Origin of the sequence: Streptomyces sp. NPDC051310 (assembly GCF_044455245.1) — a bacterium.
In the GTDB taxonomy this organism is placed as follows: Bacteria; Actinomycetota; Actinomycetes; order Streptomycetales; family Streptomycetaceae; genus Streptomyces.
This window is the reverse complement of record NZ_JBITEO010000031.1, coordinates 1-13,458: the sequence shown is the minus strand read 5'-3', so window position 1 is coordinate 13,458 and position 13,458 is coordinate 1. Positions and strand designations below refer to the sequence as shown.

General features: G+C 72.3%; 11 protein-coding genes. 5 read left to right on the top strand and 6 right to left on the bottom strand.

Annotated elements, in window-relative coordinates:
* Positions 1-136 precede the first annotated feature (136 nt).
* The 6 genes from hpf to mtnA form a co-directional block, all read right to left on the bottom strand.
* On the bottom strand, positions 137-826 hold the full coding sequence (gene hpf, locus ACIA79_RS31090) for a ribosome hibernation-promoting factor, HPF/YfiA family (RefSeq protein ID WP_399431734.1): 690 nt from the start codon (positions 824-826) through the stop codon (positions 137-139).
* Between the two features lie 335 nt (positions 827-1,161).
* Positions 1,162-1,884 (bottom strand): ComF family protein, encoded by a 723-nt coding sequence (locus ACIA79_RS31085; RefSeq protein ID WP_399431733.1) that lies wholly within the window; start codon positions 1,882-1,884, stop codon positions 1,162-1,164.
* A gap of 90 nt (positions 1,885-1,974) precedes the next feature.
* Complete coding sequence (locus ACIA79_RS31080) at positions 1,975-3,822, bottom strand: LpqB family beta-propeller domain-containing protein (RefSeq protein ID WP_399431732.1); 1,848 nt, start codon at positions 3,820-3,822, stop codon at positions 1,975-1,977.
* Positions 3,812-5,845 (bottom strand): MtrAB system histidine kinase MtrB, encoded by a 2,034-nt coding sequence (gene mtrB / locus ACIA79_RS31075; RefSeq protein WP_399431731.1) that lies wholly within the window; start codon positions 5,843-5,845, stop codon positions 3,812-3,814. The genes ACIA79_RS31080 and mtrB overlap by 11 nt, the downstream gene beginning before the upstream one ends.
* Before the next feature lies 1 nt (position 5,846).
* Positions 5,847-6,536 carry a two-component system response regulator MtrA gene (gene mtrA / locus ACIA79_RS31070; protein WP_199819794.1) on the bottom strand — a complete coding sequence of 230 codons (690 nt, stop codon included), beginning with the start codon at positions 6,534-6,536 and terminating at the stop codon, positions 5,847-5,849.
* A 4-nt stretch (positions 6,537-6,540) separates the two neighbouring features.
* Complete coding sequence (gene mtnA / locus ACIA79_RS31065) at positions 6,541-7,692, bottom strand: S-methyl-5-thioribose-1-phosphate isomerase (protein ID WP_399431730.1); 1,152 nt, start codon at positions 7,690-7,692, stop codon at positions 6,541-6,543.
* 182 nt (positions 7,693-7,874) lie between these two features.
* Here mtnA and ACIA79_RS31060 point away from each other — a divergent pair, with 182 nt between their 5' ends.
* The 5 genes from ACIA79_RS31060 to ACIA79_RS31040 are packed head-to-tail and all read left to right on the top strand — an operon-like array spanning position 7,875 to position 13,308.
* Positions 7,875-9,083, top strand: coding sequence for a glycerophosphoryl diester phosphodiesterase membrane domain-containing protein (locus ACIA79_RS31060; protein WP_399431729.1), 1,209 nt, complete (start codon positions 7,875-7,877; stop codon positions 9,081-9,083).
* 4 nt (positions 9,084-9,087) lie between these two features.
* Positions 9,088-9,789, top strand: coding sequence for a DUF4129 domain-containing protein (locus ACIA79_RS31055; protein ID WP_399431728.1), 702 nt, complete (start codon positions 9,088-9,090; stop codon positions 9,787-9,789).
* Positions 9,786-11,006 (top strand): DUF4350 domain-containing protein, encoded by a 1,221-nt coding sequence (locus tag ACIA79_RS31050; protein WP_399431727.1) that lies wholly within the window; start codon positions 9,786-9,788, stop codon positions 11,004-11,006. The genes ACIA79_RS31055 and ACIA79_RS31050 overlap by 4 nt, the downstream gene beginning before the upstream one ends.
* Positions 11,003-11,986 (top strand): AAA family ATPase, encoded by a 984-nt coding sequence (locus tag ACIA79_RS31045; protein WP_399431726.1) that lies wholly within the window; start codon positions 11,003-11,005, stop codon positions 11,984-11,986. Before ACIA79_RS31050 ends, ACIA79_RS31045 begins: the two co-directional genes overlap by 4 nt.
* Positions 11,987-11,997: 11 nt before the next feature.
* Entirely contained in the window at positions 11,998-13,308 is a 1,311-nt protein-coding gene (locus ACIA79_RS31040; RefSeq protein ID WP_399431725.1) for a DUF58 domain-containing protein, read from the top strand.
* The last annotated feature ends 150 nt before the right edge of the window (positions 13,309-13,458 follow it).

Here is a 13,458-nt window from a genome sequence, read left to right as displayed (position 1 = left end):
AGAGCACCGGTTGGCGTAGGACGCCATGATTTCATGCCCGGGGGGCGACGTGGTGCTCCCGCAGTCGCACAGTGGTGCCCCTGGGGGCGCACGGGGCGCTCCAGGGGCACCATCTGGGGACGGGACCGGCTACCGGTCAGCCGCCGAGCGCGCCACCGGCGCCGCCCGCCTCGGAACCGGCCAGCGGGTCGCTCTCGAGCTGGATGACGCCGTAGTCGTACGCGTGGCGGCGGTACACCACACTGGGCCGCTTGGTCTCGGAATCGACGAACAAGTAGAAGTCGTGCCCGACCAGCTCCATTTCGTAGAGCGCCTGGTCGAGCGGCATCGGAGCGGCCTTGTGCACCTTCTCGCGCACCACCAGGGGCCCCTCGCCGCGCACTTCGAGCGGCCCGACCTTGGTGGTCGGAATCTCGTCCTCCCGCTCCTCGGTGGCGGTGGCACCGTTCCCGTTCAGCCGGGCCACGCCCGGGACGGCGGTGGGCACCTCGGCTGCGGACAGGCGGCCGCTGCCCCGGCGGGTGAAGCGCTTGTCGTGCTGCTTGCGCAGCCGCGCCTCCAGCTTGCTCGTCGCGAGATCAAGCGCTGCGTACGGGTCGCCGGCTGCTGCTTCCGCCCGGATCACCGGGCCGCGGGAGCGGAGCGTGATCTCCACGCGGTCGGACCGGTCGGCCTGCCGCGGGTTGTGCTCCTTGGACACCTCGACGTCAAGGCTGATCACCTTGCTGTCGAGCTTCTGGATCTTCTCCGGATTCAGCTTGTCGGCCACGTGCTTGCGGAACCGCTCGGGCACCTCGGTCTTGCGGCCCTTGACGACGATGTCCACGCAGAACTCCGTTCCCGGATCGCTGCGCCGGCTCACCGGCCGGCGAGCATCTCCCTTTTGCACCAGACCCCGGTGAGCACCGGAGTCTCGGACTTCGCGACTTTCACCTCCTCCTCCCCCGTGAACGAGCTTCCCACCCCACCGAATTTCGACGTCCTGCCGATTTTCCGGGCGCGGTCCGGAAAATCGGCCGTGCATGCGGTGAAACGTGGCTGCCGCCCATTCCTCACAACCGAACATAGCTCGCTCGGACGGATGTCGGCACCCGCTACCAGCACGTACGTCCGATCGGGTGCTTTTCTTCCGTCACTGACTGCAACGAGGCGGAACGCCGGTCAGTTCCTGATCGCTTCGGCCACTTCGGCCACTTCGGCCGCTTCGAACGCCGACGGCGGCGCCGCGATCACGGCGGCCCCCACGTTTCCCGGCAGCGCCCGGGCCGCTTCGACGAGCGAGGCCCCGGTCGTCATGAGATCGTCGACGAGTACGGCCCGGCCCTCCGCCAGGACGCCGCCCGCCCCCGCCGCCACCTCCAGCGCACCTGCCATGTTGACCAGCCGCTGCCGGGCGTCCAGCCGCGACTGGTCCGACACCGCCCGCCGCTGCCGCAGCACCGGCAGGGCCCGCGCGACCGTACCCGTACGGCGCAGCTCCCCGGCCGCCGCCAGCGCGATCCGCCGCGTCGCGTCGTGGCCACGCGCCCGGACCGCGCGCCGCGAGGACGGCACCGGTACCAGGAGCAGCGGTCCGGCCGCACTCCCCGCAGAGGGCGCGGCAGCCGCCCTCACGGCCCCCGCCAGGGCGACGCCGAGCGGCTGCGCCAGGCCCAGCACCCCGCGCTCCTTGTGTCCCAGCAGCATCGCCCGTACGGCGTCGGCGTACGGCGCGGCCGCATGCACCACCGGCAGGCCCGGCGGCTCGGGCACCGGCCGCACCCTCCGGGGACGGGCGCAAAGGGCCCGGCCGCAGTCCTCGCACAGCGGTGTCCGCGGACGGCCGCAGCCGCCGCAGGCGACGGGCAGCACGAGCCCGGCGATCTCCCGCCACCATCCGCGCATGACGACCACTGTGCCGCCCGCCGCGGAGCACCCGCCAGCCCTGTGGACAACCACGGGCCACGGTCCCGTACGTGCCCGCCCGCGCCGGTGTCAGCCGGGGTAGACCGGCGCGCTGCCCTTGGCCATCGGCTGCCAGTTGCCGCCCGGCTGCAGGCGCACGATCCCGTCGTCGGACGCCGCCACCAGCGGCACCCGGTCGTCGTTGGCCGCCGCCACCGCCTTGACCTGGTTCAGCCCGGGGAGCCCGGCGGTCGAGGTGGAGCCGTCCGTCTGGAGGTAGCGCACCTGCTGCACGCCGCCCGCCAGCTTGCCCAGCATCACCAGCCGGCTCGGCCCCGCCCAGGAAACCGAGTCCACCGCCTCCATCCGCGGGGCGACGGACTGCAGGTCCACCACGGCGGCCGACTGCTGGGCGCCCGAACCGTGCCGCTGGACCCGGCCGATGTGCAGGGTGGTCTTGCCGTCCTTCTCCAGGAGCAGCGCCATCCGCACCCCGTCCTCCGAGACCCGCAGCGCCTCGATCCGCACCCCGTCGGCGAGCCACGGTGCCGTGACCGTCAGGGGCTGGCCGGAGCCTCCCGGGACCAGCAGCAGCCGGGCCCTCGCCCGGTCGCGGTCGGCGACCCACAGGTCACCGCGCCCGTCCCAGGTCGGCGCGGACAGCCGCTCCTCCGGGCCGGCGCCCCGGCTCTCCACGAGCGGTTCCGGCAGCTCGGTGTCGGAGACGATCGACGCCACCCGCAGATGCCGGCCGTCCTGCGACACCCCGGCCGCGTACCGCTCGTCCCGGGCGACCGCCACCACGCCCACCTTCGTCGCACCGCTGCCGAACGGTCCGGGCACCCGCTGCGGATCGCCGACGTCCTTGGCCGTGACGTCCAGCCTCGCCAGCTGGCCGGCCGCGTCGATGAAGTACGGATTCTTCGGTACGGGCGCGGTGGGATCGGCCATGAAGTCCTCCTTCTGGCTCTCCCCGAGCACGCACAGCCGCGAACCGTCCGACCGCTGGAGCTCGACCTGTTCCACCCGAGTGGACGCCAGGTCCCCGACGGTGAACAGCAGTTGCGCCGCCATCTTGCGGCACTGGTCCTGCCCGACGTTGTCGGCCTTCTTGTTGAGCGGCACCTTCAGCGTGTTCTGGTCGTCGGGAGTCAGCGACTTCACGTCCTCCCGCAGCGCCGTACCGGTCGGGAAACGCGAGTCGACCACCGGCTTCAGCCAGTTCGTCGGCCCTTCGAGCAGCGCCGTGACGGTCTGCGCCACGGGGTCCATCCGCGTCACCGGGTCCTGCCGCTGCCAGATGTACACCGGGTCGGCCACGACCCACTTGCGGCCGGAGGCGAAGTAGTACTTGTTGACGGAACGGTAGTTGCGCAGAAAGTCCGACTCGCTCAGCACCAGGCCCGGCGGCAGACTGTCGATGCGCCACTCCTTGCCCTTGCCCTCCGCGGCGGGGACCTGCACCAGGCGAATCGTTCCCGTGTACTCGGTCGGAGCCACCGGCTGGTAGGCGTGCCGGCTGTCGACGGCCGCGATCTGCTGCCCGAACAGCGGGTAGAGCAGCCCGGGAGCATCCCGCTTGCCGGGGCTCGCGGGCTGCTGCGGTTCGGGCGCGCCGGCGAGCACCGTGGTGTGCTCCTCCGGCTTCCAGGTCCGCGCCGCCTCCTTGGTCAGGTACTTGCGGGCCGTCGCGAAGCCGGGGTCGTCACCGGTCATCGCCTCCAGGAACCCGTCGACGATCTCGCCCGGCTGCGCCTTCTCCCGGGGCGCCACCGGATACACCCGCACCTGGGAATCACCCTGGTGGGTGGCCTTCACCGCGGACACATCGCCGCTGTCCGGCATCGACGCACAGCCGGCCGCCAGCGCGGCGCACCCCAGCAGCGCCGCTCCCCGGCGCGTACGCCCGCGTACGTACCGACGACGCTCAGCGCCCACGAGCCGTGCCCTCCCGATCCGCATTGCGATCCTGATCCGCTTCCTGTGCCGGTACGGGGCTTTCGCCCGCCCGGTCGCCCGCCTGCCGTGCCACCACCCGGGCACCGCTGCCGGGCAGGGCCGTCGGATCCGCGGCCGGCTGGCTCGGTCCCGGCCGCGGCGGTATCTGCCCGCCCGGGGACAGCGGCGGGTGGCCCGCGCTCCCCCGGCCGGGCACGGCCTTCGACCGGGCGGCGTCCTGCATCTCGGCGGCCCGTCCCTCGGCGGCCGCGCGCTCGCGGTTGCGCCGGGAGTCGTCCGGCTCCAGGGGTATCGGGGAGCCGCGCAGCGGCTCGTCCGCCGTACGCGGCAGGGTCAGCCGGAACTGGGAGCCGCCACCGGGTTCGCCCCAGGCCTGCAGCCAGCCGCCGTGCAGCCGCGCGTCCTCCAGCGCGATGGACAGGCCGAGTCCCGTGCCGCCGGTCGTCCTGGCCCGCGCCGGGTCGGCCCGCCAGAACCGGTTGAACACCCGCGTCGCCTCGCCGGGCTTGAGCCCCACACCGTAGTCACGCACCGCGATCGCCACCGCGCCGCCCGCGGCGGCCATCCGGACCACCACGTCCCGGCCCTCACCGTGCTCCACGGCGTTGACGACCAGGTTGCGCAGGACGCGCTCGACACGCCGCGGGTCGGCCTCGGCGACGACGGGCTGCTCGTCACCGACGACGACGATCCGGCCGCCCTTGCGCTCGGCCAGCGGCTCGGCCCCGCCGATGACCCGGCGCACGACCACCCGCAGGTCTATCGGCTCCGCGTCCAGCGCGGCCGCGCCCGCGTCGAACCGGCTGATCTCCAGCAGGTCGGACAGCAGCGACTCGAACCGGTCCAGCTGGTCCCCCAGCAGCTCCGCCGAACGCGCCGTCACGGGGTCGAAGTCCCCGCGCGCCTCGTAAATCACATCGGCCGCCATGCGCACGGTGGTCAGCGGTGTCCGCAGCTCGTGCGACACGTCCGAGACGAACCGGCGCTGCATCCGCGACAGGTCCTCCAGCTGCTGGATCTTGAGCTGGAGGTTCTGCGCCATCTTGTTGAAGGCCTCACCGAGCCGGGCGATGTCGTCCTCACCGGTGACCTTCATCCGCTCCTGCAGCCGGCCCGCCGACAGCCGCTCGGCGATGCCCGCCGCCATCCGCACCGGCGTCACGACCTGCCGCACCACCAGCCAGGCGATCGCGCCCAGCAGCACGACCACGAACAGCCCCGCCGTCGCCAGCGTCGTCTTGACCAGGGAGAGCGACTCCTCCTCCTGGGTCAGCGGGAAGAGGTAGTACAGCTCGTACGAATTGCCCTCGACGTCGTTGAGCCGCTTGCCGAGCACGAGCCCGGCCTCGGACGCCTTGCCGTCGGTGTAGTGGATCCGGGTGTACGTCTGGAATGTGCCCGTGCCCTGCGCGACGAAGTCACGCAGTCCCGCGGGGATGCTCGTCGCCGGCTCCACCCCGCCCGAGGCGCGCGCACCGCGGCTGGGAGCCGTACCCGCCGAGTCGGAGCTCAGCGCCACCACGTTGAAGGCGCTCTGCCCGCCGCTGGCGAGCTGCACCACCAGGTCGGAGCGCCAGTTCAGCGACGACGGCGCGGTCGCGCCGCCCTCGCCACTGCCGACCTGCCCGTCGGGCTGCGAGCTCGCCTGGTCCTGCGCCGCGGAGAAACCGCCGGCGGCCTGGCTCTGGGCGGCCTTCTCCTTGGCGTCCAGCAGACCGTTGCGCACCTGGCCGATGACGACGATCCCGAGCAGCAGCACCACGCCGAGCGACATCAGCAGCGTGCCGGCGACCACCCGCAGCTGGATGTTGCGCCGCCACAGGCGCAGGGCCGGCAGCAGCGGCCGCCGCACCCAGCGCATGAGGAGCCGGAGCACCGGGCCACCCGGCGTCCCGTCCTGGAGCAGCCGGTTGACGCGCGAGGGCCCCCGCCCCGGACCGGCAGCCCGCCCCGCACGGACTCCCGGCTTCCCGGGCTTCGGAGCAGCACTGCCACGGGACATCTCAGCTCGGTCCTGCCTTGTAACCGACACCACGGACGGTCACGACGATCTCCGGACGCTCCGGGTCCTTCTCGACCTTGGAGCGAAGCCGCTGGACGTGCACGTTCACCAGCCGCGTGTCCGCGGCGTGGCGGTAACCCCAGACCTGCTCCAGCAGCACCTCACGGGTGAAGACCTGCCACGGCTTGCGGGCCAGCGCGACCAGCAGGTCGAACTCGAGCGGCGTGAGCGCGATCGACTGTCCGTCGCGCTTGACCGAGTGGCCCGCCACGTCGATGACGAGATCACCGATGGTGAGCTGCTCCGGAGCGGGCTCCTCCGACCTCCGCAGCCGGGCCCGGATGCGGGCGACCAGCTCCTTCGGCTTGAACGGCTTGACGATGTAGTCGTCGGCACCGGACTCCAGCCCGACCACCACGTCGACGGTGTCGCTCTTGGCGGTGAGCATCACGATCGGCACCCCGGACTCCGCCCTGATCAGCCGGCAGACCTCGATACCGTCCCGGCCGGGCAGCATGAGGTCCAGCAGGACCAGGTCCGGCTTGACCTCCCGGAATGCAGCAAGGGCCTTGTCGCCGTCCGCTACGAACGACGGCTCGAAACCTTCACCACGCAGCACAATCCCGAGCATCTCGGCCAGTGCGGTGTCGTCGTCGACGACAAGGACGCGTCCCTTCATAATCGACATCATCCCATTAGCTAATCGTTACCTGGCGTGACCTGGCACACAGCTCGGCAATTCCTCCTGCGGTCACCGGCGAGACGGCGCCCTCCTCGGTGACGATCGCCGTCACCAGCTCGGGCGGCGTGACATCGAACGCGGGGTTGTACGCCTGCGTTCCGAGCGGGGCCACCGGAAGCCCGCCACCCGTCACACCATGAGCCATCATGACCTGCGGCGGGGCAGTGAGCTCCGTCACTTCCTGCCCCGACCGCTGCTCCACCTCTATCGACGCCCCGTCCGGAGTGCCCGGATCGATCGTCGTGAGAGGCGCGACCACGATGAACGGCACATGGTGGTACTTGGCCAGCACCGCCAGCGGATAGCTGCCGATCTTATTGGCCACCGACCCGTCGGCGGCGATGCGGTCCGCGCCTATCAGCACGGCATCCACCTCCCCGGCCGCGAACAGCGAGCCGGCGGCGTTGTCGGTGAGCAGCGTGTACGCCAGCCCGTGCCGGGCCGCCTCGTACGCGGTGAGCCTGGCGCCCTGCAGCAGCGGGCGCGTCTCGTCCACCCACAGGCGCCGCAGCCGGCCCGACCGGTGCGCGGCCAGCGCCACGGCGAACGCCGTGCCCTCGCCGCCCGAGACGAGCGCCCCGGTGTTGCAGTGCGTCAGGATCCGATGGCCCCCTCCGGGCAGCAGTTCGTCGACCAGCGCCAGCCCGTGCGCGGCCATGCGGGCGCTTGCCTCGGCGTCCTCCCGGTGCAGCGCCCGCGCCTCGGCGAGCGCCGCCGCGGCCGCCTGTTGCCTGTCGGCACCCTTCTCGAGCGCCGCCCGGTACGCACCGGCCACCCGTCGCACCCCGTGGCCGAGGTTCACGGCGGTGGGCCGCGCCTCCGCCAGCAGGGCCGCGGACTCCTCGACGTCGAACCCCCGGGCGGCGGCGAGCGCCACCCCGTAGGCGCCGGCGATGCCCAGCAACGGCGCGCCGCGCACGGCAAGGGTCTGGATGGCCCGGACCAGGGCGTGCACGTCCGTACAGACCAGCTCGACCTCCTCGGCGGGCAGCCGCGTCTGGTCGAGGAGGACGACCACCGGGCCCTCCGGGGGTTCCTCCCACCGCAGGGCGGGCAGCGCAGGCGGCTCGGTACCGGACGGTGTCTGTGCGTACTGATCAGCCATCCGCCCAGTCTGCCCGTTGATGCACCGACAATGAAGGTGCCGACGAGATCCGGGCCCCCGCCCGGCGGCGGACGGCGCGTGGCACGATGGCTGCCAACCTGCCGCCCCACCGGGCGGCCCGGCACCGTGACCGAGCCGGCTCGACGAGCCGGCCCCGCGACGAATGCACGAGGTGGACGACCGTGAACAACACTCCGGGCTGGGCCTCGCCCGGATCCTCCCCCTCCGACGAGCAGGGCGCCGGCGTCCCGCGCCCCGCGCAGCCCGCCGACGGGCAGGGCACGGGCCCGCAGTGGTCCAAGGAGCAGCCGCCCGCCGGCCAGTGGTCGCCGCCGTCCCCCTCCGGCCCGGCCGGGCCCGTTCCCCCGGCACCCGGCTGGGGCGGAGGGCAGCACCAGGGCGGCTGGGGCCGGCCACCGGTGGCCAAGCCCGGAGTGATCCCGCTGCGCCCGCTCGGTGTCGGAGAGATCCTGGACGGCGCGGTCTCCACCCTGCGCGCCCACTGGCGCACGGTGCTCGGTCTCACGATCACCGTCTCCGTCCTGATCCAGATCGGCGACATCCTCGTCCAACGCTTCCTGGTCCCGCGGGTACCCGAGGTCGAGCCCGACGCGACCCCGGCCGAGGCGCTGGCGCAGTCCGTCGACGCGGCCCAGGCGAGCCTCATCGGTCTGTTCCCGACCATGATCCTCAGCCTCATCGGCACGCTCGTCACCACCGCGCTGCTCACCGTCGTGATCAGCCGCTCCGTCCTGGGGCGGCCGGTGACCCTCTCCGAGGCCTGGGCCGAGGCCCGGCCGAGGCTGCCTCAGCTCCTCGGGCTGACGCTGCTGCTGCCCCTGATGAGCGCCGGGATCATTGCGGTGGGCCTGGTCCCCGGACTGCTCACCGGCTCGGCCCCGCTCGCCGCCCTGGGCGGCTTCGCGGCCTTCGTGGTCATGATCTGGCTGGTGATCCGGTTCAGCCTCGCCTCGCCCGCCCTGATGCTGGAGCGGCAGGGCATCGCCCCGGCCCTGCGCCGTTCGGCGAAGCTCGTCCGCGGCGCCTGGTGGCGGGTGTTCGGCATCCTGCTGCTGACCGTCCTGCTGCTGTTCCTGGTCTCCATGATCATCGCCATTCCGTTCAGCATGATCGGCCTGGCGGTCGACGGCGAAGGCATCGGCGGTCTGCTCACCGGCAGCCAGCCCGAGTTCGGATGGGCATTCCTGATCATCACCGGAATCGGCGCGGTGATCTCCTCCGCGATCACGTACCCGATCTCCTCCGGTGTGACGGTCCTGCTCTACGTGGACCAGCGCATCCGACGCGAAGCCCTCGATCTCGAACTGGCCCGCGCCGCGGGGCTGTCCGCATACGGCTCCGCGCCCGGCGACACCACGCCCGGGAGCTGATGCGGTGCTCACCACGGGGGGCCCGACGACGGCGCGGCTGCTGAGCCGTGCCACCGACGACGTACCGGTGGACATCCCCCGCGTCCCCGCCCGCGAGGCGGCGGAGCGGGAGTTGTCCAAGCCGATGTACCACGAGAACGACCCGAACCTCCTCCAGCGCGCCCTCGACCGCTTCTGGGAGTGGGTCGGCGACATCTTCGACTCCGCGTCCGCGGCCACACCCGGCGGTCTGCTCGGCATCGCGGTCATCGCTCTGGTCGTCGTGGCACTCGTCGGCGCCCTGTGGTGGCGGCTCGGCACCCCGCACCGCACCGCCGCCCCCGCGGCATCCCTCTTCGACGACCGGCCTCGCAGTGCCGCGGAGCACCGCGCCGCGGCCGAGAAGCACGCCGCGGCCGGCCGCTGGAACGAGGCCGTCCAGGAGCGGATGCGCGCGATCGTCCGCTCCCTGGAGGAACGCACGTTCCTGGAGCCGCGCCCCGGCCGCACCGCCGACGAAGCCGCCGCCGAGGCAGGCCGCCCCCTCCCGGCCCACGCGGACGAGCTGCGCTCCGCCGCCCGCACCTTCGACGACGTGACGTACGGCGGCCGCACGGCCGACCCGTCCGCGTACCAGCGCCTCAAGCAACTGGACAGCGCATTGGAGCGGGCGAAGCCCCAGCTGACCGGCGCCGGGCGGGGAGCAGCGGACGGAGCAGCGGAATGACCGGCGCCACCCCCACCTCCCTGTCGCTGACACCGCGCCACATCTGGTCCCGTACACGCGGACTGCTGCTCGCGGTCGCCATCCTCATCACGGCCGGCATCGTCATGGCCCTGGTCCGCTCGGGCGATCAGCACGGCCGGCTCGACCCACGCTCCGCCGACCCCAACGGCAGCCGCGCCGTGGCCGAACTCCTCGACGGCCAGGGGGTCACCACACGCGTGGTCACCACACTCGACCAGGCCACGGCCGCCGGCAACGCGGACACCACCGTCCTCGTCACCAACCCCGACCTCCTGACCGGACATCAGCAAACCATTCTCCGCAGCGCCTTGGACGCCTCCAGTACGCGTACCGTCCTCGTCGCCCCTGGCCAGGCCTCGCTCGACACCCTGGCGCCCGGAGTGAGCGCCGACAGCCGCGCCCCCGTCGAGACACGGGCCCCGCAGTGCACCCTGCCCATCGCCCAGCGCGCCGGCAGCGCCGAGATGGGCGGCGAGCGCTACACCACCGACCTCCGTGACACCGACAGCTGTTACCTCAGCGACGGACTTCCCACCCTGCTCCGCGTCCAGGGGCACGCGGACAGCGACACGGTCCTCCTCGGTGCTCCCGACATCCTCCACAACGAGCGTCTCGCCAAGGAGGGCAATGCATCGCTCGCCCTCCAACTCCTCGGTTCCCGTCCCCATCTCGTCTGGTACCTCCCTTCGCTGAGTGACCCTTCTGCCGCCGAGGGCGGTGGCGACGGAGAGAACGACCGCCGCGGCGGTGACACCGCCTTCGTCGACCTGGTCCCCTCCGGCTGGCTCTGGGGCACGCTCCAGCTCGCCGTCGCCGCCCTCCTCGCTGCCATCTGGCGCGGCCGCCGCCTCGGCCCCCTCGTGACGGAACGTCTCCCGGTGGCCATCCGCGCCTCCGAAACCACCGAGGGCCGCGCCCGCCTCTACCGCAAGGCCGGCGCCCGCGACCGCGCGGCAACCGCCCTGCGCACGGCGACCCGTACCCGACTCGCCCCCCTGCTGGGCGTGCCTCCCACAGCCGCCCATAACCCCGACTCCCTGCTGCCCGCCGTCTCCGCCCGCCTGGCCGGCGCGGGCGCCACCACGGAGGCGGCCCTCAGCACGCTTCTCTTCGGCCCGGCCCCCGCGGACGACGCCGCTCTCATCCTTCTGGCAGACCAACTCGACGCCCTCGAAAGAGAGGTACGCACCTCATGAGTGCCCCGACCCCCGAGACCCCTGAGAACTCGGACAGCGCCCGCGCTTCCCTGGAGGCCCTGCGCACCGAGATCGCAAAGGCCGTGGTCGGGCAGGACCCCGCTGTCACCGGTCTTGTCGTCGCCCTGCTCTGCCGGGGCCACGTCCTCCTCGAAGGCGTCCCGGGTGTCGCCAAGACGCTGCTGGTCCGCGCGCTCGCCGCATCCCTCGAACTCGACACGAAGCGCGTCCAGTTCACCCCCGACCTGATGCCGAGCGACGTCACCGGTTCGTTGGTCTACGACGCCCGCACCGCCGAGTTCTCCTTCCAGCCCGGCCCGGTCTTCACCAACCTGCTGCTGGCCGACGAGATCAACCGGACACCCCCCAAGACGCAGTCCTCCCTCCTGGAAGCGATGGAGGAGCGCCAGGTCACGGTCGACGGCACTCCGCGCCCGCTGCCGGAGCCCTTCCTCGTCGCCGCCACCCAGAACCCCGTCGAGTACGAGGGCACCTATCCCCTGCCCGAGGCACAACTGGACCGGTTCCTGCTCAAGCTGACGGTGCCTCTGCCCACGCGCGACGACGAGATCAGCGTCCTGACACGCCACGCGGAAGGCTTCAACCCCCGCGATCTCAAGGCCGCTGGAGTACGGCCCGTCGCCGGCCCCGCCGACCTGGAAGCCGCCCGGGCGGCCGTCGCGAAGACCTCGGTCTCTCCCGAAATCGCCGGCTACGTCGTCGATATCTGCCGCGCCACCCGTGAGTCCCCCTCCCTCAGTCTCGGCGTCTCACCGCGAGGCGCCACCGCCCTGCTCTCCACCGCACGCGCCTGGGCCTGGCTCACCGGCCGCGACTACGTCATACCCGACGATGTGAAGGCCCTGGCCCTTCCCACCCTGCGCCACCGCATCCAACTGCGCCCGGAGGCCGAGATGGAGGGAGTCACCGCAGACTCCGTGATCACCTCGATCCTGGCCCACGTGCCCGTTCCCCGATGAGGCGGTGACCCGTGGCCCTCACCGGACGAACCGCGCTCCTCGCCGCCATCGGCTCACTCCCCGTCGGCATCCTGGCCCCGAGCTGGACCGGGATGCTGGTGGTGAACGCGCCCCTCTCACTCGCAATTCTGTGCGACTACGCTCTCGCCGCGCCAGTACGAACGCTCCGATTCACCCGAAGCGGTGACACAAGCGTTCGACTGGGTGACGGTGCGGAGATTCAGCTGACCATCGCCAACCCCTCCCGTCGCCGGCTGCGCGCCCAGCTGCGCGACGCCTGGCCGCCCAGTAGCTGGCTGCCCGGCACCGAACAGTCCGCGTCACGGCAGACATTGATGATCCCGGCCGGCGAACGGCGACGTCTCACGACCGTCCTGCGCCCCACGCGCAGGGGCGACCGGCACGCCGAGCGCATCACCGTGCGCTCCTACGGTCCTCTCGGTCTGGCTGCGCGCCAGGGCAGCCACCGGGTGCCCTGGACCGTGCGGGTGCTTCCGCCCTTCACGAGCCGCAAGCACCTGCCCTCCAGGCTCGCCCGCCTCCGCGAGCTGGACGGCCGTACCAGCGTGCTCACCAGAGGCGAGGGCACGGAGTTCGACAGTCTCCGTGACTACGTCCCCGGCGACGACACCCGCTCCATCGACTGGCGCGCGACCGCGCGCCAGACCACGGTCGCCGTACGGACCTGGCGTCCCGAGCGGGACCGCCACATCCTCATCGTTCTCGACACGGGCCGCACCTCGGCCGGTCGTGTGGGTGACGTTCCGCGCCTCGACGCGGCGATGGACGCAGCGCTCCTCCTCACCGCGCTCGCGGCCCGGGCCGGCGACCGGGTCGACCTGATCGCCTACGACCGCCGCATCCGCGCGCGCGTCCAGGGCCGCTCCGCCTCCGACATCCTCCAAGCTGTCGTGAACGCGCTTGCCCCGCTGGAGCCGGAGCTCGTGGAGACAGACTCCCGCGGTCTCAGCTCCACAGCATTGACGCATGCACCCCGCCGCTCGCTCATCGTCCTGCTGACGAGCCTGGAAGCGGCCCCGATCGAGGAGGGCCTCCTCCCGGTCCTGCCACAGCTCACGCAGCGCCACACCGTGCTGGTGGCCTCGGTCGCGGACCCGCACACCGAGCAGATGACGCGTGCCCGTGGTTCCATCGACGCCGTGTACGAAGCCGCGGCGGGCGCTCAGGCGCAGGCACAGCGCCGCCGCACGTCCGAACAGCTCCAGCGCCACGGTGTCACGGTCGTGGACGCCACCCCGGACATGCTCGCGCCGGAATTGGCGGATGCGTATCTCGCGCTCAAGGCTGCAGGGCGCCTCTGATGGACGACGGCACATCGTAAGGGGATGGGCCTGGCTGCGGCCAGGTTTACCACCGGGCCCGGAACGCGGAAAAGCCCCGCACCATAACGGTGCGGGGCTTCCCCACAAGAATTGTTCGGCGGCGTCCTACTCTCCCACAGGGTCCCCCCT